This is a genomic window from Kamptonema sp. PCC 6506, assembly GCF_000180455.1.
Lineage (GTDB): Bacteria > Cyanobacteriota > Cyanobacteriia > Cyanobacteriales > Microcoleaceae > Kamptonema > Kamptonema formosum.
In genome coordinates this window covers 1-23,062 of sequence record NZ_CACA01000344.1, presented here as the reverse complement: position 1 = coordinate 23,062, position 23,062 = coordinate 1, and the positions used below count along the sequence as shown (strand labels likewise).

Genomic DNA, 23,062 nt, shown 5'->3' with positions numbered 1-23,062 from the left:
AGTAACTAGAAAGGCACTAAAGAGCGTGTTGTCTGGCGATTCGCTAGCAGATAACCTGCTTGGCTTTCGTTGCTGAATTGCTATAAATTCATCTATAAATTCGTAGTCTTTCTCGCTGTTTTATGCACAGGAATAGCAATCGCGTGCGGTTTCCTCTTCGCTGCAAATAACCCAAAAAAGTCGTGCAGCAAAATATAAAAACAGGGAATAATAAACAGAGTCAATACCGTTGCCAGAGACAAACCAGAAAACACCACCACCCCTAGCGGTTGCAGAAACTCCGAACCATCGCCAATCCCCAAAGCTAAAGGAAATAAACCTAAAACTGTGGTAATTGTCGTCATCATAATCGGGCGTAAACGTTGAGGTGCGGCCCTGACAATTGCTGTTTTTCGGTCAACTCCTTCTTCTTCCCGAATTTGGTTTGCCAATTCCACCATCAGAATAGCATTATTCACCACGATTCCCACCAACAAAATCGCACCTACAATTACCGTCGCCCCAATCGCAGTTTTAGTTACATAAAGCCCTAAAATCCCCCCAGCCAAAGACAGCGGGACTGTTAACATAATCACTAACGGATCGACTAGAGAATTGTACTGTACGGCCATCACTACAAATACTAAAAAAGCCGCTAACCCACCCAATATTTTTAGGGAAGATTGCAATTCCTGATTAGTTTCAGCCGCCGAACTCGGTACAACTTGTACTCCTGGGGGTAACTTCAATTCACTTACCACTGCATCTACTTGCTGTAAAGCTTCACCTAAACTTGCACCCTTATTCAAATTACCAACAATTAAGAAAACTTGGCGCTGATTCAGGCGTTGAACTTCCCCAGGGGCTTTACCTAGATTGATAGTCGCCACATCACTCAATCTAATTACATTATTATTGCTGCCAAATAAGGGAATATAACTTAGTTCTGATACTGATTTGACAGAGTTGCGATCGAATTGTACCCGCACATCTATTAACCGATTTCCCCGCTGTAACTGAGTAGGAACTGCACCTTGAATTGCTGTCTGAATTGACTCTCCAATTTCTCTAGCACTAAATCCGTAAGTCGCCAATCTTTCCCAGTCAGGGCGGATTTGTACCTCCGGTTGTTGAGGGTCGCCATCAGGTCTAAACCTGACTAATTTAACCTTTTCCTCAAAGGTTTTTAATATTTGCCGCCCTGTTTGTTGCAATATTTCTGGATTTTCGCCTTGAAGAATTAAGTCAACTTCACCACCCCGCACGGGAGAATTAGTCAGAATTAAACCGCGCACGTTTTCTGGTGCTAAACGTAGGCGAGTATCAACTAATTTCAGTTTATTTAATTCCTGAGTCATGCGCTCAACAAAATCGGCAACGTTCGTTCCTGGCTTCAGTGTAATTGTACTGCTTCCCCTGAGTAAATTTTCAACGGTATTGTTACCAAAAAGTAGCCCTCCCGCTGTTGTTAAAGTATACAAAGTTTCTGGCTGCTTGCTCAGAAGTTCATCCACAGTCTTCATTACTTTTTCGTTAGTTTCCAAGTTTGTACCCGCTGGAAACTGAGCAAATAATCTAGCTTGACCAGTATTAATTCTGGGTAAAATTTCTTGGGGAATTTGACCCACCATCTGCAAACTACTGAAACCCAAAATAACAATAGCAAGTACAATTATTATTAACCGCCACCGCAGAATTGCTCCTAAAAATCTGCCGTAGCCTAATGTAGCGCTGTGGAAGGCTCGATTAAATGCCCGCAAGGCCCAAAATTTGCCCACACCGCTGGAAAATCTCACGGCTAATAGGCGAGAAGTCATCATCGGGACAATTGTTAAACCGACAATTAAAGAAGCAGCTACGGCGAAAGTAATTGTCAGAATTAACTCGTTGAAAAGTAAGGAGATAAAGCCTCCTATTAGCAAAAATGGGAGGACGGCAACTAAGTTGGTAGCAGTAGAGGCAAATAAAGCTGATTCGAGTTCTTGACTACTTTTTTCGGCTGCATCAAGTATGCTTGTTCTTTTGCCGTTAGTTGTTTTGCTTTTATTTTTATTAACTCCCTCAACTATATTTTCTAGCATCACAATTGAGTTGTCTACGACAATCCCAACACCCAAGGCTAAACCGCCTAAACTGAAGATGTTAATAGACAGGTGAAACAGTCCCATCAGAATAATAGCCGTGAGTGTGGCTAGGGGAATTGCCAGGACAATAATTAGGGTCTGTCGTAGAGAACCCAGGAAAAGTAACACGGCAATACCAGCTAAGACAGATCCGCTTAAACCTGAAAACAATACATTGGAAATAGAATCGCGGATAAATCTTGATTCATCCAGGGTAGTTGTAATTGTCATGTCGGGGGTAATTACCCCCGACTTTCTCAACTCTTCGAGGCGCTTTTTAATACCATCTACAACTGTGATGGTATTGGCATCTGGCTGCTTCTGAATGCTGATTTTTACTGCGGGTGTCTGATTGAGAAATACTTTAACTCGTTCTTCTTCAGTACCGTCTATGACTTCGGCAAAGTCGCGGATATAAACTCGTTTGGGGGGATTAGAACCTGCGATTTGGAAGGAAAGATCGCGGATTTCACTGGCATTTTGAAAGCGCCCTATTGTCCGCGTTAAGGGTTCGCCGGATTCTTGTTGTAGTCTACCGCCGGAGGTGTCTTGGTTGCGGTCTTGTAGGGTGGAGAGTACGTCAGAAACGTTGACTCCCAAGGCTTGTAGGCGGTTTAAGTCGAGGTTAACTTGGATTTCTTCTTGTACGCCGCCGGAAACGTCAACGGCGGCTAAGCCTGGTATGACGTTGAGCTCGCGCGCGAGTTCTTCGTCAGCAAATACGCGCAAATCGACTCCCCGCAAGGAGTCTGAGGTGAGGCCAAATTCGTAAACTGGCTGCTGGGAGGGGTCAACTTTAAATAATCTGGGGGCTTCGACTGTATCTGGAAGTTGGTTGCGGATGCGGTTGACGGCGGCGGTTGCGTCGTTGAGGGCTTGGTCGATGTTTCCTCCTGGTTTGAAGAATAAATCGACGCTAACTTGGCCTTCGCGGGTACGGGAGAAGACTTGGGTGACTCCTTCGGTGGCTGAGAGTCCTTGTTCTAGGGGGCGGGTGATTTCGTCAACTGCTACTTCTGGGGAGATTCCGGGGGCCTCAAGGCGCACGCCGATGCGGGGATAGGTGATGGATGGGAGGAGATCGACGGGGAGTTGAGTGATGTAAAATAGACCCACGACGGCGATCGCGAGGGTGAGCATGATTGTCCCGATATGGCGGCGAATTGCGATCGCGCTGATGCTTAATCCAGTTTTGTCAGTCGCCATCTGTCAAAATTCCTCAGTGATTGTTGACTTTTCACTACGATTAAATAACTTAACCATTTTGGATGTAGTGGGGTTTTAGCGATCGCACCCCAACTACATACTCCCGATTAAATTATTTAATTTTATCAACCGCCTTGATGGTTAGGAGGTTATTGCTGAAACTCCTGGTGTTATTGCATTTTCGTTCTTCCGTCTTCGGTCTTCCGTCTGCCTTCAGAGATATTAATACTTAATCTTACTGAACTTGGCTGCCGTGCGATCGCGGATCTGCTGTGCTAGCTTTGGAAGGAGTTACTGGTGGTTTAAAACTGGAAACTTGACCTGTAGCTTCCGCGTAGGGTAACGCTTTACCAGCAATTAAAGCTTCTAAATTAGATTCCATTATATTGCGTGGGGCTTCGCCTATAGTCTGAGCGATCGCCTCTCCTCGATCGCTCAAAAATACAAAGTGGGGAATGCCATCCACTCTGTATTTGAGCACCTCTGGCAACCATTTGTTATTATCTACATTCAACATCGCAAAATTTATGCGATCGCTGTATTTTTCCTTAACTTCGCTCATATCCTTTGCCATCGCCTGACAGCTACCACACCAATTGGCATAAAATTCTACCAGAGTCGGCTTACCGTTGCTGACAGCAACTTCTAGCGGTGTCGATGCTTCTGCCATCTCCGTTAGAGCATTTGATGGTGTTTCGATTTGCAGTCCCAAGAACAGGGAAATCCCCAATGCGATCGCTGCCAAAACAATCAATAAGTTTCTCAGCCGTTTTGCTGTGTTCGATTCCAACTTCTGACTTGCAGCCGTAGGGGTTGATTCTTGTGAATTAGGACTCATTGAAGTATTGCAATTTTAATTGTGCTTTTTTTAACAGTAATAGAGATTGCTTAAGTTGATTAAGTTTCTCCCTTAAGAGTGTACCATAATTTGGGGACAATTTGTACCTCAGCAACAAACAATAGAAAAACCTCTGAATTGTCATATTAATTAAGTTCCGATCCAGTCTGAAATGCGGTAAAACAGAAGTAGAGACAGATTAATTGTGAATTATAGAGGACATAGAGCGTGAAAAAACGGGTAACGCTGACCTTTCCCCAACGCTCAATCCGTATGCCCGTCACCTATCGACTGGCAAAGGATTTTAATGTGGCTGCCAATATTATCCGAGCTCAGGTAGCCCCAAATCAAATAGGCAAACTCGTGCTAGAGTTGGCCGGAGATATCGACCAGTTGGACGCAGCTATAGACTGGATGCGATCGCAGAATATTACCGTATCCCTCGCCAGTCGAGAAATACTAATTGACGAAGACATCTGCGTACACTGTGGGCTCTGTACCGGCGTTTGTCCCACAGAAGCCTTGACCTTAGACAAAGAAACATTTAAACTAACCTTTACGCGATCGCGCTGTATCGTTTGCGAACAGTGCATTCCTACCTGTCCTGTTCAGGCTATTTCCACCAACCTTTAGAGGTTAATCTTGGTGACTCAAAAGCCGTGAAGAAACTTCCTTGGAGTTCTCTAGCAATACTTTTTGTTACTTATAGCACCTTTGGCTGGAATTTATCCAAATCTGATGCTCACCTAGCAGTTTGGTTTTTAGCTGTAGTTGCCATCTTCCTGTTATGTGGGGTATTAACTGCTCCCCTAAACCATGCAAAAAGATTAATGTTTAGATGGTTTAGAACTGATGTCGGGGCTTTTATTTCCATCATTACTACTGCTTTTTTTGCAGTAGTAGTTGTCGCATGGCTGCACCTTTTTGCCACCGGTTTAATCCTACTTTCCGCAGGATCTTTAGCTAGACTCGATATTCAGACATCCGGTTTTCAAAAGTGGCAGGCTTTCTGGATTTTGACAGTTGTTTCTCTTATTGGATTGGGATTTGGAGGGGCAGCAAAGCTATACTTTTAAAAGGGCTAATGGCTAATGGCTAATGGCTAATGGCTAATGGCTAATTGCTAATGGCTAATTGCTAATTGAAGAGAAATTAATTCTCATGGGAATCCTGAAAAGTTATGCAATAGTGATAAGAGAAAAAAAGCAGCCTGCGAAGCTGCCAACAAAAATTGCATGAGGTATTACTAACAAGCTATAGCAAGTGTAGTTTTGTAAAGGCTACGTTACATTTTTTGATACGCTGCAATCTGTTTGGAATGGACACTCTGAAAATCGTCACAATGAGCGATCGTATTCAGGGTAGATTTACCGAGAATTAAAGAAGCGTTTAACTGTCCTTGCGCCCTACAGCCTTTCAGCGGTGGGGCCCTTTTGTTGGGAAGGGCGGGGGAGTGGGGGAGCGGGGGAGATGCGGAGGAGCAGGGGAGCGGGGGAGCGGGGGAGCAGGGGAGCGAGGAAAAGCAAGAAGCGGGGGGTTTAGCTTTAGAATTGCCAGATTCAGAAGAAATATCCCCAGTTGAAACTGGTTTTATTCCGTTTGAATCTCCAGCGATCGCATCTCCACCGATAACTACCTCTGCTTCTGAAACAGCACCACAAGCTGACTTAACAGGATTTGTCCCCTTCGATGCGACTGCGGTACCAACTGTTCCAAGTAAAGTCATTAAACAGAATGTCGTTTCCTCGCCATCAGCAACTTCCCAAGTCCCTAATATTAAGCTTTCTAAGCAGAATGATACAGATACAACGCCGCCAATATCTCTCAAAGGCGATGCCGAAGTTGACTCCCATCTTCTCGATACTTCGGAGACTTTACAAGGCTCACCAGAGGAAGAACAAAGTCGCGAGCATAATCCCAATTTGGCAAAAAATTATAGCACTGAAAGTAGTAGCTATCAATTAACTTGGCGAAAGAGCGATCGCGCTCAGAAATGGCGACCCCTCAAACCCCTAAAATTTGGTCGTTTTTGGTTGGAACAGATAGCAACTGGACTCGCTCTATTTTGGGTGACTGTCACTGTGGTGAAATTTCTCCTAACTACTGTCAATACTGTATTACTTCACTTTTATCTATTAACAAAGATTCCTTTATTAAAGCCAATTCAGCTTTTTTATCTCAACCCCGCCCCATTTTTACAATTCACATTTGGGTTGCTCTTAGTTTTCTCGCCCTGGTTAATGGACGCACTATTAAAGCAGTTTCACGGCTTGCAACCGCTACCCATGACCAGCTTATTTAATTATAGTAAAGAAGCTAATGGGGTACTGCGAAGTTTTTGCCGAAAAAGAGACTTGCCAGTACCTACTATAAAAGTTTTGCCGACTAGCGTTCCCATCGCTATGACTTATGGTTGCTTACCCCGATTCGCCAGAATTGTAGTTAGTCAGGGATTGTTAGAACAACTTTCAGAAGATGAAATTGCTGTTGTTTTTGCCCGCGAGTTGGGGCATATCGTTCACTGGGATTTTGTAGTAATGTCCCTGGCAACAATAGTGATTCAAATTCCCTACACTATCTACTGGCAAGCTGGATATTGGGGAGATCGAGCCAAAGAGTTGCCAAATATTCCTATATCTGTTCGAGGATTTATAATACCTTTTCTGCGGGGGGTAGCGATCGCTATTTCGTCAGCTAGTTATGGCATCTTTTGGCTGCTGCGGTGGCCCGTTTTGTGGCTATCACGGCGACGAGTTTATTATAGCGATCGCCTCGCGGCTGAAATTACAGGTAATCCTAATGCCTTGACTCGCGCGATCGCAAAAATGGCGATCGGTATTGCTGAAGATGTCCGCCAACAGCAGCAAATTTGCCCTCTACTCGAAGGCTTTGAATTTTTGACACCCTTGGGTGTCAAACAAGCCGTTACACTTGGTTCTGCCGCATCACTAGCCCCTCTGGAAACCCTTTTACAATGGGATATACACAACCCTTACCGCAAGTGGTTAGAAGTCTATAATACCCATCCTTTAATCGGAGAACGCTTACACTTATTAACCCTCTACGCCCAGCACTGGAAACTAGAAACTGAGCTAGATTTAGCAACCAAGCCAGCAGGGGAGCTCTTGAGCGGCCAAGCAGGGGAACAGAAGCGCAATTCTCGCTTACCAATTACCAATTCCCAATTACCAATTACCAATTACCAATTACCAAAACTGCTGTTACAAGGTGCTCCCTTCTTCGGCATTCCTATGAGTTTAGCGATCGTTGTCGGGATTTGGTCGATCGGGTGGATTTTCTCACTCTTCGACATTTGGCAACTAGATTGGCTTAAAGGCGATCGCGGCATTCTGATCGGTTGCTTACCTATTGGCTTTAGCCTCGGCACTTTTATCCGCATCAACTACTTCTTTCCAGACATTAAACCCTCGGCAACGGCGGAACCAACAATAACAGAGATATTATCTAACTCAGAAGCTTTACCTCTAGATAGCCAGCCTGTCCAACTCCAAGGCAAACTCCTCGGTAGAAGCGGCATCAACAATTGGCTGGGACAGGATTTAATTCTGGAAACTGCCACTGGCTTAGTGAAATTACACCATCTGTCCATACTCGGCCCGATTGGCAATCTGTGGCCAGTACCAACCCGTCCCTCGGATTTAATCGGAAAATCAGTTATTGCTACTGGATGGCTTAGGCGAGGGCCGACTGTGGCGATCGATCTGGAAAACTTACGGACTGAAGGCGGCAGAACCAGCTATAGCGGTCATCCCATCTGGTCTACGATTTTAGCCTTTGCTGCGGCTCTCTGGGGAGCCTACATTATCTTTAATACTGGCAGATTGGGGATATGAGTTTTGAGTTTGGTTTTGTAGGGGCGGTGCCCCCGTACCCGCCCTAAGCCTTGAGTTTTGAGTTAAAACAGTCAGAAATTAACCCTTCCTTATTTCCTTTTCCTTATTTCTCCCTCATCAGCCTTGCTCCCTCTCTCCCCTGTCCTCTGTGCTCCCCTGCCTCTATCCTCTTCATTATGTAAAGAAAAGTTGCAATTTTATCGATTAACTGTTACATTTAGTTACATGAAATTGATTGACCCAGACTACGGTATGCCCTCTATAGGTTAGAGCCATTAAGGTATCACGTACAAATTGTCAACCTCCCAACACAGTAAGTTTAGCCAGCCGCACCTGTCGGCTGTTTTTTTAGCTACTCGCATTTAGAGTTAAATTGCTAAGCACTTAAAACTACCTAGCTTTAACTTAAGATTGAAATCTTGGCTACAGGTAGCTGTGTCCTCAAGGCTGTGATACCTTTAATAGGATACTTGAACGCTGTCCTACCCAGCTCAAGGGATACCAGAGTTCAAAAATTGAATTTAGCATTTGGTTAGAGATGAAGTTACTTACTCTAAAAAAATTTAGTCGTTGTGTCCCTCATCGTACTAAACTGAGTAGTGACAAATCTTGACCACCGCGAGCAATGCCCCGACTGGGGTAGGGTAGGCGCTGTTACTTTAGTAGCCGTCAATCCCATTTTGCTAAAATCCAATTAGACAAGTCTAGTCTTAAAAACCTGCCCTGGGACTGAGAGGAAGTCACGCTTGAGGAGCTTGCTGCAAGGCAAGGATAGCAGACCGCCATTTTTGGCAAAAGGATTGCGCCCAGGAACCAGCAGCTTTAGGGGTATTAGGAGCGAAACTTCCTAATTATTCCATCTCCTTATAGGGGTGGAAGTGTCAAATCCGGGTTACTTGAACTTGAAATCGTTGGAAATTAATTTCTACAGTCCTGGCTATAAAAATTCTGCATCAACACGGGAAGCAAATAACGCAGAACTAATATCTAGCCTCAGTTTTTAAGTGATGACCACAAGTTTACACAACAACCTTACAGTTAAAAATTCTCTGCCTTGGTTTCCAAGTGCAGGGGTAAGAAGAGTTAATCATCTTTTTTTACAAAGTGAGGTGCGGTGTCAACCTTGGTTAGATGAACGCGCAGGTTATGCGGTTGGGTCATGCTGCCTTGCAGTTAACTTTCAGTTGACTTCAGGTAATGATTTTCTAGCAAACTAATTACAGTCCAAGTCTGGAGGAATATTTCATGTCTATTCGTCTCTATGTAGGCAATCTCCCTAAAGAACTCGAACGCCAAGAACTGCAAGCAGTTTTTGCTGAGGAAGGCGAATCGGTTTCTGCTAAGGTGATCACCGATCGCAAAACTGGCAAATGTCGGGGGTTTGGGTTTGTGACGGTAGCTACTGACGAACAAGCCGATCAAGTAATTGAAAAATACAACGGCTTTATGTTCAAGGAAAATCCCCTTAAGATTGAAAAGGCATTGCCTCGGTCTAAGGGGGGCAAAGGTGAAAAGGGTGATGAAGATCAGCCTCAGCAGCAGTCCCAGTCTCAGCCTCAATCGCAACAACAACCTCCACAGCAGCGTTCTGCGCCGTCTCCCGGTGGCGGTGGCGGTGGTGGCGGTGGTAAAAGCGGCGGTCGTCGGCGGGGTGGCGATAATAAGTCACGCCGGGGTGCGGGTGCAGCAACTAGCTATACTGCCGATTCTGGTTCGGTACAGCCAGATCCTCGCTGGGCTAGTGCTCTGGAAGAACTCAAGCAAAGGCTGGCGGCTGCTCAAACTAATTCCTAAAACTGCGATCGCAGAGGATAGCGCGAGAACTTCAGCTCTAGACTTGGGTTGACACTCCCCGGTCTCCAGACACGGGGATTATTAAGGACAAGATTTTTGGGATAAATCCACAAAAATCTTGGTTCTTAATTGACAGAGATTAAAAAATACCAACTCCTTTACGGCTAAAACTAAGCACAGAAGAACATCGCACCCTGTGTAAACTTAGGTAGATGCGATCGCGAGTAATTCCTGAATCAGCGTTCAAGGTAGCAGCCTTTTTCCATCTCCTATTTCTGGTTAGCAAGCCTTAAACTGTGCAGCCTTAAGTTAGTAGTGGACTGAAAAAATGGCACAAAGTCTGATAAATAATTAGTTTTAGTGCCATGCAAAATAAGGAAAAACAAACTTTACAGATCCACTCAGAACCAAAAGCTTCTGAAAAATGGTGGGCACTCTTCGGGATTGGGACTGGTGTGTTTATGTTTGGTTTGGATATCCACATCGTTACCCTCGCCCTACCAACATTAGTTGAATCATTCCACACTAACTTTATTACCATTCAATGGGTAGCGATCGGTTATTTACTGATGCTCAACGTTTTCGTGTTAGCTGTGGGTAGGTTGGGTGATATGTACAGTAAAAAGCTGTTGTACCTGACTGGAATGCTCTTGTTTACACTGGGTTCCCTGCTATGCGGACTAGCACCTAATGTTAGTTTTTTGATTGGCTTTAGAGTCGTTCAAGGCATAGGATCTGTGTTTATTGCTGCATTAGGTACGGCAATTATTACAGAAATATTTCCTGAAAAACAACGGGGACAAGCACTCGGTATTATAGCCGGAATTTTTGCCATATCAATTGCCCTCGGCCCAACGGTAGGAGGACTATTAATTAATTTATGGGACTGGCCTTTAATATTTTGGGTGAATGTACCTATTGGTGTAATTGCCAGTTGGATTGTACTTAGAGTTGTACCCAAAGAGATTATTACTAAAGAGTCACAACCCTTTGATTGGATTGGCGCGTTGTTGATGGCAATCAGCCTATCTTGCTTTGCACTCGGCATAACTTTAGTTCAAAACCAAGGTTTCGGTAGTATCAAAGTGCTGATTCTATTCACTTTGGCTGCCATCAGCTTAGCCTGTTTTTTGGCGATAGAAGCTCGCATTCAAGCACCCCTACTCAACCTAAAAATTTTTGAATCGCTAGAGTTATCGCTTAATCTATTAATGAATTTTATAGTTTATCTTGCACTCACAGGTGTGATTTTTATCATCCCTTTCTTTTTGGAATTAGTGAAGCATTATCCTGCTAGTCAGGTGGGTTTGTTAATGGCGGTGCAGCCTATGCTAAATGGGCTAATTTCACCAGTTTGTGGAATTATGTCTGACCGATTTGGAGAGCGAATTATCAGCTTAATTGGATTGATTTTAATGGCATTTGGGTATTTAGCGATCGCCACTTTTAATAGCGAGTTGACTTCATTGGGTTATATTGTGCGGATGATTCCTGTAGGGGTAGGGATGGGAATGTTCTACGCTCCCAATAATAGTGCTGTGATGGGAGCAGTGTCAAAGGAATACTTAGGTATCACTTCTGCATTATTGTCTTTGTCGCGGACATTCGGACATATGAGTGGCGTGCCAATTTTGGGCGCTTTGTTTTCAACTTTTACGATTGCTACAGCTAAGCTATCTGGATTTGATGTTAAAGATGTCACAGATGCACCTGTTGAGGCATTAGTCTTTGGAGTGCAGGCGACTTTTCACACCGCTGCAATAGTTATGGCAGCTTTAGTAATTGTAACATCTGTCTTCTGGGTGTTAGAGAAAGTGGAGAAACCTGTTGTTACAACATCTTAAGTATACTGTCCTCCATTGATATTTAATATGGAGCCTGTCAGATAATCAGGTGCATCAAAGGCAACATAAGTCACGAAGTTTGCAATTTCTTCTAATCTTCCTTTTCGCTTAATATGCGTAGTTTCGATCGCCTGAGATTGTCTCTCAGAAGACACCCCTTGGGACATTGTAGATTCAAATATTCCTGGATTGACTCCAATAATCACCGAATTCTGACTAGCCAATGACTTCGATAAACTTAATACTAATCCATTGAGTCCGGCTTTAGCAATTCCATAGGCGATATCTCTACTTCCAACATAAGCCGCCGCCGAACCAACTATGATTACTCGCGTGGGAATATTTTGGGTTAGACACCTTTTAATGGCCGCAATCATAAAATGAGCAATACCTACCAAATTAACTTGAATATTTTCATATAAACTATCTTCTTCAAAACTGGAAGAGTTAAATGTTTCGTCACCAAACTTACCAATACAACTAACAAAAATAACTTTCTTATAGTTAAAAACAGGAAGTGTATCTATTGTTGCTCGAATTTGACTCCGGTTGCTAAAATCACAGGCAAGATAGTAACTTAAATTTTCAAGGCAAGTTGCTTGTGGTAAATCTATGCCAAAAATATCGGCATTCAAATCTTCGCGACAGGAAATAGCCGAACCTAATGCTCCTTGCACACCCAATATTACAAGTAAATTATCTTTCATTAGTTACCAGATTTTTTCGTGATTTCAACAAAATACTCAACTTTTTTTCGCATTGATAATTGATATTCTTCTAAAGACATATCTAGGTTTGAGAAATAGGTTATCCCCCTAGAAATTGGTACGATCGCACCCTGACCATCATGATTAAAATTGATGAATGTATTTTCGATTTTACCACCTTGGCTTCCTACTCCCGGCACTAAAAAGATAGCATTCGGCATAATTTCCCTTAACTGTTTTGCTTGTTCGGGAAATGTAGCACCTACCACAGCACCGATAGAGCTGTAACCACTTTTGCCAATACTATCTTTGCCTAATTGATTAACTAATTCTGCTAAATAGTAAGAAATAGTTTTTCCATTCACAACTCGATCTTGAATCATTTGGGAACCAGGATTTGAGGTTTTCACCAAAATGAATAAACCTTTATTACATTTAATAGCCGTTTCTACAAATGGCTCTAAACTGTCGTCTCCTAAAAATGGATTAATCGTGATACAATCTACTTCTAGATCCGATTCGATTGTCAATCCATTTGTTAATTTTGTCTTTCCTTCTAAATATGCTTGAGCATAGGCAAGTGAGGTGGAACCGATATCTCCTCTTTTCGCATCCATAATCACTAAAAGTTTTTGATTTCTAGCATATTCAATAGATTGAGCTAGAGCCTTTATACCTGCACTACCAAATTGCTCGAAATAGGCAGATTGAAACTTGACTGCTGGAATCAAATTGTAGGCAGTATCAATCGCCAGTTTTGCAAAATTAACTAAGGCATTTGTAACAGCTTGAGAATCGCCGCTAGCTGGAAGGATAGCCTTTGGCATTAAATCAAAATTCGGATCGATGCCAACTACTATATTACTCGTTTGGGTGATTTTTTCTACAAGGCGATCGCTAAATTGCATAGTTTACTTTCCAGAATATCTTGATTGAACACCAACTACTTTAGGTCAAAAAATGCCTGATTTTTTTAAAAAACACTCTCACCAAATAATCTATCATTGAATGTCATGGCCAAATTGAATTTTTTTTGATATTAAATATTTTTGCCATTCTTTTTTGTGACTAACCAAAGGTATTCTTTGATTTACTTTAACACCATTGGCGATTAAAAAATTCTCTTTGTCAAGATTATTGCTCATCAGGTTCACCACTTTGATATTCAAATCCTTCAAAATCAAAATAGCCGGATAATAACTCCGCTGGTCTACTTGAATACCTAAATGTGAAAAAGCCTCAAACGTCGTATAATTTCTTTGTTCCATAAGCGCATAAGTTTTTAATTTATTTGTCCATCCAGCACCTCTCCCTTCGTGGTTAAAGTGATATATAATTAAACCATTTTCTGAGCGCTCGATCGTATCAATTGCTTGCCTGAGTTGCCAGTTACAGTCGCATCTTTGACAGCCAAAAATGTCGCTTGTGTAGCAAGCGGAATTAATTCGCAATAAAATTGGCTCTTCCGGATTTTCAATATTGCCTTTATAAATAACTCCATGCTCTGCCTCAACTCCATCCATTCTTATTTTATAACCGCCCATTAACAGGTTAACTTTCTCCTTAAATAATAATGATATACCAAGAACTTTATCCACTATTGTCGGCGATGTAGTCATGCTAAATTTCCTGAGAGAATCGCTCTAAATCTGACAAAATATCTACTGATTATGCACCCTAATATGAGTTAGACAATGGCACATAAAGTAGTGTGTTAATGCCAAAATCCTGGTTATATCAATCCATAACGGAAGTCTGACGAGCCATAAAGCTTGATTTAATCATAATACTTGCCTAAGTCCTCCCTACTATTTCAAATGCTATAGATTGCTTCCATTTCCGGACTGGTAGAAAATGTTTTCCACGAAAGAAAGTGCAGATTAATGTCATCATTTTTGAAATCTATATAACGCTTACTTGGGTCAGATAACCTCAAAGCGGGAGGTAAAAAGTCAGCGCTATCGAGCATAATCATAATTTTTTGTGCGGCATCTTTTGGTGCAGTCTCTCCTATATCTACCGATTCCACAATAGCAACAGCAGCATCCCATAATTTTCTAAATTCTTCATTCTTCGGATCTATATTAAATAAACCCAATGGTTCATGGGCATCAGGTAGGACTGAATAATCGCCAGTTTGAATGAATTTTTTGTGCATCATTCCTAACCTCAAACCACCCAAACCTACAGCGAGATACCACATCCGAAACCAAGCATTCCAAAGATCGAAGTCTCTAAACGAGATATATGAGCAGTTAACCAATTGATCGTTATAATTGATAGTATTCTGTTGCAACTGTTCTATATACTCGAAGTGTTCTGTTGAAAAATCGTTGTCGGCAACAGCTTGCAGAATTCTATTAGCAAGGACATCAATAATCGCGGTGGTATTAGCAAGTCCTCTCGAAAAAAGCGCATCGATAAAACCAGCAGCGTGAGATGTCAGGCAATAGCGATCGCCCACGCATTTTTTGACAGAATATTGCAGGCGAGACGTGGAAGTCCAACTCCGCACTGGTTTCGCTTCTTCAAATTGTTTCGCGATCGAAGGAAACCTGGTCAGAAACTGCTTCCATTCTGCTTCAGGTGGTGTGTCATTTTTAGGAAAGCGTCGGGAATCCAAGCACAAACCAACGCTGCACAAAGGGTTGGTAGCATCTTTATGGTTGTTGAAAGGAATTACCCACATCCAGCCACCATCAAAGATGTGATGCAGCGTACACTGAGACCAGGATACAGGCTGATCGAGTACATTTTTAGGGTGTACGCAGTCCTCGTAAGGTTTTACACCAACCATGTGAGTAAACACAGTACGAGAGTGAGTTTTCATGCGAGTTGGTGTTTCCCGTAAATCAAACTTTTGAGCTAAGGGAGAACGATAACCGCTGCCATCTACTAAATATTTAACTCTGAATTTTTCTCCTTGTTCTGTTTTTAAGTCAACACCTTGCTCGTCAATATTTATGTCGATAATTTTTGTTTTCTGTCGGCATTCTGTCCCATAACGTATGGCAGTATGAAACATATAGGAATCAATATCCTGCCGATACCAGTGGTTCTCCGGTTGTCCGGGAATTAAAGTTTGAGTAACTTGTTGAGGATTTTGGTCTTCCTCTTGGCGGTGATAGACAAATCCAAAACCCAGTTTAATACCACAAGACGATGTTACCTTTTGACGAATATCTTGAAAGGTAGCAAGATTTTTGAGTTCGGGAACGCCATAGCGATCGCCCATCAATTCTAACATCTTTGAGGTATGGGGTACGGTTGATTCCCCAATTGCAAATTTCGGATGACTATCTGCATCAATAAGCAACACACGAACATTATGCTTAGCAAGAATTGCGGCTAGGATACTGCCACTAATCCCAGATCCCACAATGCCAACATCAAACTGGTTCTCTTCTGAGGAGCATACTTTCTTAGCGTTCAGTTGGCCTTGCACTTGCATATTTTTATATAGCTCAAACAATTTTGTTCTGTGTGACTGGAATCTTGATTTTAGTGTAGCATACGAATTGCAAATCATTCTGTCATTTTTTGACAAATCTGATTGACCAAATTCTCAGGATCGTTATCAAATATCACTTGACTACTTGTTTTCTTCTTCAAGGCTTCCATTAATATTAAAATATATTCTGTCATGCCTCCAGTATCACTTAAAATTCCAATTAGTTTACCCATGTCATAGGCATTTGATAACTCATTGAGAGTTCCCCAACGTCCACTAATAAAGATAGCTGCATCAGATTCTGCGACAGATGAAACATTTCTATATTTGCGACAAACGGCTGCATTATCTTTGTGCTTATAATCTGGGGGTATCCAAACTATCTCATCGTATAATTCTAAAGGCGTTTCCATCACTGCGAGATGATTGTCTGGACTATATGTGGCGGAGAATCCCATAGAATAACCGCCTAAACTCTTAGCTCCCAGTACAGCCTGTAGGGGAATTCCAGTACAGGCTCCTGTGATAATACAATTGCCGGTTCTAGCAATTTGCTCTCCAACTTTTCTGGCTTTTTGATTGACAGAATCTTCGGTATCTATAGCCGAACCAAAAACACCAATTTTTTTCATAATAAAAATCAACTAAATTGATTTTATAGAAGATCTAATTGTAGCTTTTTTGCCCAATGCAACCATTATCAAAACGAGCAAAGCTATAGCGATAGTAAACATTGTAATCTGTTCTTGTAGAAATAATGCTGAAGCAAAAATAGTCAAGAACGGCTGTAAAAGCTGCATTTGACTAACTCGTGCTACGCCGCCGATCGCTAGTCCATGATACCAAGCAAAAAAGCCCAGAAACATACTAAATACACTGACATAGCTAAAGCCTAACCATGCTGACCATGAGGCGTGAAGGCCGTGTTGGAGGATCGCGATCGCCACAGGCACGACCAAAAATGGAGCAGACAGAACTAATGCCCAGTAGATTACCTGCCATCCCCCCAACTGGCGGGATAAGTGTCCCCCTCTCGGCATAGCCCACAGCAGCAGCAACAACTGCACCCAGTAAGGCGAGGTCAGCTATCTGTAAAGTTCCATCTCCTGTGATTACCGTAAACAAGACAACAATAGCACTACCAATACCACTACACAGCCAGAATGGGGTTGTTGGGCGATCGCGCCCGTTCTCAAGGCTCCTGCTAAGCGGTAGCTAAGGGCAAAATCCCTAGCACGATCGCGCCATGAGAAGCTGGCAACCAACGCATTGCCCAAGCTGAAAGTAGGGGAAATCCGACAATCACACCAGCCGCTACCACGCATAAAATGGATAGATGTTTGCGGGATAGTAAAGGTTGCCGAGTGATTTTGAGTAAAATAATTGCCAACAATGAAGAAGCTACTATCGCACGCCCTAACCCGACAACAGTTGAATCGATTTCAGCCACTGCCAGACGAGTTGCCGGCAGTGTCAGACTAAATATTAGGACACCAAGAAATCCGTAGGCTAGCCCTACTGTTTCTGAATCAATTTGTTTCAATTTCTGCCGTAATATAAACGAGTTTAGCGATTAGCAATTAGCAATTAGCAATTACGTCGTGTCACTAACTAAAGCGCCTTTGACCTTAGAAAAGCTAGGGGCAAACAAAGCATTTTCCGGGGTTTAGAAACGAAAGCTCGTTTCTGAAAAACATCGTAATTATTGCGCTCGATCGCGTCCAGAATTTGGCTGTATAGCATCATTGCCGCCCACACAGGCCAGCGGATATCTGGACTAAGAACCTTGATTCCCCGTTCTGCACTAGCATAAAACTTGCGAGCGCGGCCGATTTGAAAACGCATTAATTCCCGCCAGCGTTCGTCAACGACACCGTTAAATAAATCCTCCTCAGTATAGTTAAACAGGGCTAACTCTTCTAAGGGGATGTAAATCCGACCGCGACGAGCATCTTCTCCCACATCCCGGAGGATGTTGGTGAGTTGGTTGGCAATTCCCAGGGCGATCGCTTCTTCAGAGGGACTTCTCGCATCCCAGTGCCAATTCCAGCTAGCCGCCGATTTGGTTTTCTCTACTCCCATCACCGCAGTGGACATCAAACCTACCGTCCCCGCGACGCGGTAACAGTAAAGTTCTAGTTCCTCAAAGGTTGCGTAACGGGAACGGTACAGATCCATGCGCTGACCTGCAATCATATCCCGAAATGGCTGGATATCCTGCGGGAAGCGGGAAATGGTATCTACGAAGGCAACGTCTAAGTCGTCTAGACAGTGACCGGCAAATAGAGATTCTAGATGTGCTTCCCAGTGGTCGAGGGTTTCCGGCGTAGTTTCGCTAGCTCCCGGCCCGTCCACGAGTTCATCGGTGCGGCGACACCAGACATAAATAGCCCAAATTGCCCGACGCTTGGCTTCGGGCATTAGCTGAGTGCCTAAATAAAAGGTTTTGGAGTATTTCTCCGTGATCTGACGACAGAGTTCGTAGGAGTCCTCCACAGAGGCCAGAGTTCTCATGCACTGGGATTTTGACAGTTGCAGCATTCTTTTTTCAGCTCTCAGGCTCAGGGTCTAGCTATCAGCTTGCAAGAGTTTCACTCAGCACTGGTTTGGGCTGACCGCCTACCTCGATGCGCCGATCGCTATCTATTGCCTGCGCTGTCAGCTTACCAGAAAGTACGGCCCCTTCCATACTCGCAAGATAACGTTGCATCGTATAATCCCCCGTTAGATAGAAATTACTTATGGGTGTGGTTTGGTTGGGACGGCACTCTTGGCGGCCGGGGGTTGCTTTGTAAACTGAGCGGGGAGTTTTGACTACGTGGGATTTTAACAGTTTTGCGGGTTGGGGGATTTGGTCGGGGAAGAGTTTTTCGAGTTCGGCCATTGTCGCGCCGACAATTTCGGCATCGGATTTGTTAATCCAATCTTTGGCTGGTGCTAAGACTAACTCCAGCATTGAGCGGTTGGGGTTGGCGTACTCGCGGCAGGTGTTGCTCATGTCGGCATAGACGCTGAGTAGGGGCGATCGCGAAAATAGCAAGTGATCGATGTCGGTAAGTTTACGGTCAAACCATAAATGTACATTGATTACGGGTACTCCTTCTAAGCCATCGAGCTTTTTGAAGTATTCCATTTGCCGCCAAGGTTCTGGGAGCATGACTTTCAGAGGATCGACTGGCATGGCGGAAACGTAGGCATCGGCGGTGAGGATTTCGTCGGGGGCTCCGTCTAAGCCGCGAATTAGGAAGCCGCTAACGGTTCCGTCACTGTTGAGTAAAAATTCTTTGATGGGGGCGTTGAGCCGAATTTCGCCGCCGCGATCGCAGATGTAATCTACCATTGGCTGGCACAATCTCTCGGTGGGAGAACCGTCTAAGAAGGCCATTTTTGAGCCATTTTTTTCTTGCAGAAAGCGATTGAGGGCTGTGAGAATTACTGTTGAAGAGATTTCGTCGGGGTCAATGAAGTTTAAAGCTTTGGACATGGCAATAAAAACTTCTTTTTCGACTCTGGGAGGGACGTTTTGCAGTTTTAGCCACTCAGAGAAGGAGTATTTGTCCATTTCCTCGACGTAGTTCTGACCCTTGAGCATGGCAGGAATTAAGCCTATGCCAAAACGGATTTTTTCGGGCCAGGTGAGCATATCGTTGTTGCCCAGGATGGCTACTACGCCGTTGAAGGGTGCGGGGATGTCGGGAAAGTCGAAACGCGAGTAGGTTCCGGGGGTTTCTGGTTGGTTAAAGATCATGGTGTGATCTTTCCATTGGAGTCTATCTTCGATGTTGAGCTCTTTGAATAGCTGCAACATATTGGGATAGGCACCAAAAAAGATGTGGAGGCCGGTTTCGTACCAGTCGCCGTCGGCATCTTTCCAGGCCGCTACTTTGCCGCCGAGCACGTCCCGCCGTTCTAGGAGGATGGGGGTGTGCCCTGAGTCTGTGAGATATTTGGCGCAGGAAAGTCCTGCTAAACCTGCTCCCGCGATCGCAACTCGCATGATTTCGCTTTGCCCTCTGTGGTTGATTCCGTCTCATTATAGTTTACAAGTTGTTACATTTTTTCAGGAAATGGTGGAGAAGGTGCGATTTCGAGTGCTGGCTAAGCCTACGCTGGGTTAACGCGATCGTCGATGGCAAGGTAAAAGATAGGGAAAAATTTTATTAGTTTTGGCTGTTGACAAATTACTGTTTGTGTGTAACAAGCGGATAAAATTTGATTTAGGGATGAAGCGTTTAAAACATGACTTAACTTACGCAAACCGAGGTGATAAACCGGGTTTCTTCGTAAATTTCTCGTTAATTAACTAATAATCTTAAAAGAAACTCGAACCTCCGAACCGAGGTGAGAAACTGGGTTTCTTCGTGAATCTCTTGTTAATAAACCAACAATCTTCAAAGAAACTTGGTTTCTGTTTCTTTGCGTAAGTCCAATCATGGTTAAATATTAACTGCGATAACTAAAAAATTTTCCCTCTTCCCTCTTCCTTCTTATTATGACTCGATTTATTCACGACAAATTTGCTAAAGATTACTTAGAAGAGTTACTAAGTCCTTTTGGCACAGTACAAGCGCCCCGTAGTATTAGTGCGGAAGTCAGAGAAATAGATGTTTGGTTTGAGCCAGCACCTATCAACCAAGGGAATCCCGAACTTTTAGGATTATTAGGAAGATTAGCAAAAACTCCCTGTATTTTAGAACCATTTCGCAATCCCGTCACGCCCCAAGAAATTTGCGATTGCCTATCAAAAGAGTTAGAAGTTAGACGTAAATATTACCGTGAAGCTGCTCGCAATCCCAGAGAAGTTGCCGATTTAGTCTTACCGAGATTGTGGATACTTACACCGACTGCATCAGTCGCAGTGTTGTCGGGATTCCGTGCTATATTAGAACCGGAGTGGTTGCCGGGAGTTTACTTGATGGCACCGGAACTCAGGAGTGCGATCGTTGTCATTCACCAATTACCTTGTACTCCAGAAACCCTATGGTTGAGGATTTTGGGTAAAGGTAATGTTCAGAAGCAGGCGATCGCGGAAATAGAATCACTTCCAGTGTCGCATCCATTCCGAAAAAATGCTTTAACTATGCTCAATCGGTTAAGGGCAGAGTTACAAGTTACGGTAAATAAAGATGTAGAAGATCAGGAGTTAATTATGCGATTATCACCACTTTTCGATCAACAATTAGAACAGGCAAAACAAGAAGCACAACAGCAGGGAATGCAAGAGGGACAACGCCGCCTCATAGAAAATCTACTAACGTCGCGCTTTGGTTCCTTAGATGGGCAATTAGCAGCAATGATCTCACCATTGTTAGCCTTACCGCCAGAGGAATTGGCTCCTTTACTATTGCAATCGTCCCGTGAAGAATTATTATCTAGGTTTGGAGAGCAAAACTAATGCGATTATTACTGCTTTTCGAGCGAAAGTTGGAGCAGGTAAATTTAATAGCAAAGTCGTAATGGATTAAATGAATCTAGATTTTTACAACTTAGACGTACTAGAAAAAGAACTTGAAAAATTACCGCCTTTACACAGGATTGCTTTCGCAGCTTCGATTTGCGAGAGAATGCTTCCAAATTATTATGCCTTTGCAAGAGAGGAAGGTCAGGGAAATCCTTCCATTCTCAGAACCTCTCTAGATGAAGTCTGGCATATTTTACAGGGTAAAGCGGTTGAGGTCGAGATAATCGAGTTACTAATAACAAATTGTCAAGAAGCGATCGTTCCTGGTGATTATGTTCTTGAATCACGGTATACCGCCGAATCCCATTTAGCGGTAGTGGCGATTTCAAGCACGTTAAAAGCTTGTCTTGATTCGGACAATATAAAAGCAATTATTAAAGTAGTAAAAGTTGTAAAAGACACAATTTTTGAATTTCTTGATATTGAAAAAGAAATTACCGAACAAGATTGGTTACAAAAATCGTGGAAAGTGCAAGTTGAAGAGATATCAAAACATCCATTTTCGCTCCGAGAAATAGCTAAAGAGAAAGAAGACATTCAGCGCTTGAAAGAAGTCGAAACTTTAAACCGAGAATTTCTAGAATCGCTCCGCACCTCTTGCAACAACAGCGGCCGAAGTTTAATCGATTTATCTTGAATTAAAGCTTATAAGCAGCTATGACAAGCAAACTTTCTAATTCAGAGAAAACGGAACATCTCGAAGCAGCAAATATTGCTTGGTTCCGCCATCAGTTACAAACTTGGGCTTTGGATAACTTGCGGGATTTCCCTTGGCGGCGCACCACCGACCCGTATTCCATCTTTGTTGCTGAATTCTTACTGCAAAAAACCGGAGCCTTAACAGCCAGTCCCGTTTACGAAACTTTTATCTCTTGCTATCCTACCTTGGAGATTCTAGCCGTAGCGCCAGTTAAAGATGTTGCTTGCCTGTTGCAACCTTTGGGTTTGCACTTTCGAGCTCAAAGGCTTTGCGAATCGGTGCAGATAATCGTCGAACGGTACTCTGGTAAAATCCCGGAATCAGAAGCCGAATTACTCAAACTCCCCGGAGTTGGCTTGTACACGGCGCGTTCCATCTGTGCCAATGCTTTTGGACAGCCAAAAGCCGTCCTCGATACCAACGTCGCTCGCATTTTCGAGCGCTTTTTCGGTTTGCTTGGCAACCGAGTTAAATCGCGCTGTCAACTGCTCTGGAAGGCAGCAGAACAAGTCGCCCCCGATACAGAGGTGGGAAAGTGGAACTTGACGCTATTGGATTTCGGAGCGGCTGTTTGCACGGCTAAAAAGCCACGTTGTGGAGATTGTCCGCTGCGCGATCGCTGCCAAGCTGTTGTAGATTTAAACTACGATCCAAGCATTAGCCTTGTTTTTGATTTTTCGTCTCAATTTAATAATTAATTCTCCTTCATTTAAGAGCAAACTGTTATTTACCTAAATGAATCTATCCCTCTTCTGTCACTCTAGCGCTTTCTTGTCAGTTTCGGCATAAAATAATCTGAGATGGTTATAGCATAAGACTTTTAGCAAAAATATTGATTTCAGGCATTCTGTTAGAAAATAAATGCTCAAACCCTTAATCTATAAGTTGGTCAAAATATTTTTCCCCAACAAAAAACGCCCTCAGGAATGAGAGCGTTTCTTGTTATCTCCAGCTAAGAATTAGCCATTGATAGCAGGAGCAACCAAAGCAACTGGAGTAGACTCACCAGCAGCTAAATCCAGAGGGAAGTTGTGAGCATTACGCTCGTGCATTACTTCCATACCCAAATTAGCGCGGTTGATCACATCAGCCCAAGTATTGACAA

Annotated in this window: 19 protein-coding genes and 1 pseudogene; 8 read left to right on the top strand and 12 right to left on the bottom strand. The window is 43.3% G+C overall.

Annotated elements, in window-relative coordinates:
* Nucleotides 1–92: 92 nt before the first annotated feature.
* Together OSCI_RS23475 and OSCI_RS23470 are read right to left on the bottom strand one after the other, a co-directional pair.
* Entirely contained in the window at nucleotides 93–3,308 is a 3,216-nt protein-coding gene (locus tag OSCI_RS23475; protein ID WP_007357670.1) for an efflux RND transporter permease subunit, read from the bottom strand.
* Nucleotides 3,309–3,543: 235 nt separating this feature from the next.
* Entirely contained in the window at nucleotides 3,544–4,146 is a 603-nt protein-coding gene (locus OSCI_RS23470) for a thioredoxin family protein (protein WP_007357669.1), read from the bottom strand.
* Nucleotides 4,147–4,374: 228 nt separating this feature from the next.
* On the opposite strand from OSCI_RS23470, the gene OSCI_RS23465 reads away from it, so the two are divergent.
* The 5 genes from OSCI_RS23465 to OSCI_RS23445 all read left to right on the top strand — a co-directional run bounded on the left by OSCI_RS23465 (nucleotide 4,375) and on the right by OSCI_RS23445 (nucleotide 11,638).
* The gene (locus tag OSCI_RS23465; protein WP_007357668.1) at nucleotides 4,375–4,779 is read left to right on the top strand and encodes an NIL domain-containing protein; all 405 of its coding nucleotides are present in this window, start codon (nucleotides 4,375–4,377) and stop codon (nucleotides 4,777–4,779) included.
* A gap of 26 nt (nucleotides 4,780–4,805) precedes the next feature.
* Nucleotides 4,806–5,222, top strand: coding sequence for a hypothetical protein (locus OSCI_RS23460; RefSeq protein ID WP_019487305.1), 417 nt, complete (start codon nucleotides 4,806–4,808; stop codon nucleotides 5,220–5,222).
* Nucleotides 5,223–5,579: 357 nt separating this feature from the next.
* Nucleotides 5,580–8,000: a M48 family metallopeptidase gene (locus tag OSCI_RS23455; RefSeq protein ID WP_234708814.1), complete on the top strand. Its 2,421-nt coding sequence runs from the start codon at nucleotides 5,580–5,582 to the stop codon at nucleotides 7,998–8,000.
* A 1,245-nt stretch (nucleotides 8,001–9,245) separates the two neighbouring features.
* Nucleotides 9,246–9,794 (top strand): RNA recognition motif domain-containing protein, encoded by a 549-nt coding sequence (locus OSCI_RS23450; RefSeq protein ID WP_007357663.1) that lies wholly within the window; start codon nucleotides 9,246–9,248, stop codon nucleotides 9,792–9,794.
* 365 nt (nucleotides 9,795–10,159) lie between these two features.
* Nucleotides 10,160–11,638 (top strand): MFS transporter, encoded by a 1,479-nt coding sequence (locus OSCI_RS23445; protein ID WP_007357662.1) that lies wholly within the window; start codon nucleotides 10,160–10,162, stop codon nucleotides 11,636–11,638.
* Here the strand turns inward: OSCI_RS23445 and OSCI_RS23440 are convergent.
* From OSCI_RS23440 to pds, 9 genes are all read right to left on the bottom strand, one after another.
* A complete protein-coding gene (locus OSCI_RS23440; protein ID WP_007357661.1) occupies nucleotides 11,635–12,345 on the bottom strand; it encodes an SDR family NAD(P)-dependent oxidoreductase in 711 nt (236 codons plus the stop codon). The two genes, OSCI_RS23445 and OSCI_RS23440, sit on opposite strands and share 4 nt — an antisense overlap.
* Nucleotides 12,345–13,253 carry an orotidine-5'-phosphate decarboxylase gene (gene pyrF, locus OSCI_RS23435; RefSeq protein WP_007357660.1) on the bottom strand — a complete coding sequence of 303 codons (909 nt, stop codon included), beginning with the start codon at nucleotides 13,251–13,253 and terminating at the stop codon, nucleotides 12,345–12,347. The genes OSCI_RS23440 and pyrF overlap by 1 nt, the downstream gene beginning before the upstream one ends.
* Nucleotides 13,254–13,346: 93 nt before the next feature.
* Nucleotides 13,347–13,964 carry a putative GTP cyclohydrolase II gene (locus OSCI_RS23430; RefSeq protein ID WP_007357659.1) on the bottom strand — a complete coding sequence of 206 codons (618 nt, stop codon included), beginning with the start codon at nucleotides 13,962–13,964 and terminating at the stop codon, nucleotides 13,347–13,349.
* Between the two features lie 194 nt (nucleotides 13,965–14,158).
* Complete coding sequence (locus OSCI_RS23425) at nucleotides 14,159–15,796, bottom strand: NAD(P)/FAD-dependent oxidoreductase (protein ID WP_007357658.1); 1,638 nt, start codon at nucleotides 15,794–15,796, stop codon at nucleotides 14,159–14,161.
* Nucleotides 15,797–15,870: 74 nt separating this feature from the next.
* Nucleotides 15,871–16,428 carry a hypothetical protein gene (locus tag OSCI_RS23420; protein WP_007357657.1) on the bottom strand — a complete coding sequence of 186 codons (558 nt, stop codon included), beginning with the start codon at nucleotides 16,426–16,428 and terminating at the stop codon, nucleotides 15,871–15,873.
* Between the two features lie 12 nt (nucleotides 16,429–16,440).
* Complete coding sequence (locus OSCI_RS31140; protein WP_007357656.1) at nucleotides 16,441–16,863, bottom strand: DMT family transporter; 423 nt, start codon at nucleotides 16,861–16,863, stop codon at nucleotides 16,441–16,443.
* Between the two features lie 137 nt (nucleotides 16,864–17,000).
* On the bottom strand, nucleotides 17,001–17,339 hold the full coding sequence (locus OSCI_RS31135) for an EamA family transporter (RefSeq protein WP_007357654.1): 339 nt from the start codon (nucleotides 17,337–17,339) through the stop codon (nucleotides 17,001–17,003).
* A gap of 68 nt (nucleotides 17,340–17,407) precedes the next feature.
* Nucleotides 17,408–18,337, bottom strand: a complete 930-nt coding sequence (crtB, locus tag OSCI_RS23410) for a 15-cis-phytoene synthase CrtB (RefSeq protein ID WP_007357653.1) — start codon at nucleotides 18,335–18,337, stop codon at nucleotides 17,408–17,410.
* A 34-nt stretch (nucleotides 18,338–18,371) separates the two neighbouring features.
* Nucleotides 18,372–19,793 (bottom strand): 15-cis-phytoene desaturase, encoded by a 1,422-nt coding sequence (gene pds, locus OSCI_RS23405; RefSeq protein ID WP_007357652.1) that lies wholly within the window; start codon nucleotides 19,791–19,793, stop codon nucleotides 18,372–18,374.
* A gap of 495 nt (nucleotides 19,794–20,288) precedes the next feature.
* On the opposite strand from pds, the gene OSCI_RS23400 reads away from it, so the two are divergent.
* From OSCI_RS23400 to OSCI_RS23390, 3 genes are all read left to right on the top strand, one after another.
* Nucleotides 20,289–21,191: a hypothetical protein gene (locus OSCI_RS23400; protein WP_007357651.1), complete on the top strand. Its 903-nt coding sequence runs from the start codon at nucleotides 20,289–20,291 to the stop codon at nucleotides 21,189–21,191.
* A 70-nt stretch (nucleotides 21,192–21,261) separates the two neighbouring features.
* Entirely contained in the window at nucleotides 21,262–21,894 is a 633-nt protein-coding gene (locus OSCI_RS23395; protein WP_007357650.1) for a DUF416 family protein, read from the top strand.
* 20 nt (nucleotides 21,895–21,914) lie between these two features.
* Complete coding sequence (locus OSCI_RS23390; protein WP_007357649.1) at nucleotides 21,915–22,655, top strand: base excision DNA repair protein; 741 nt, start codon at nucleotides 21,915–21,917, stop codon at nucleotides 22,653–22,655.
* A gap of 261 nt (nucleotides 22,656–22,916) precedes the next feature.
* Here the strand turns inward: OSCI_RS23390 and OSCI_RS29230 are convergent.
* Nucleotides 22,917–23,062, bottom strand: a pseudogene (locus tag OSCI_RS29230) (photosystem II q(b) protein); the annotation flags it as partial.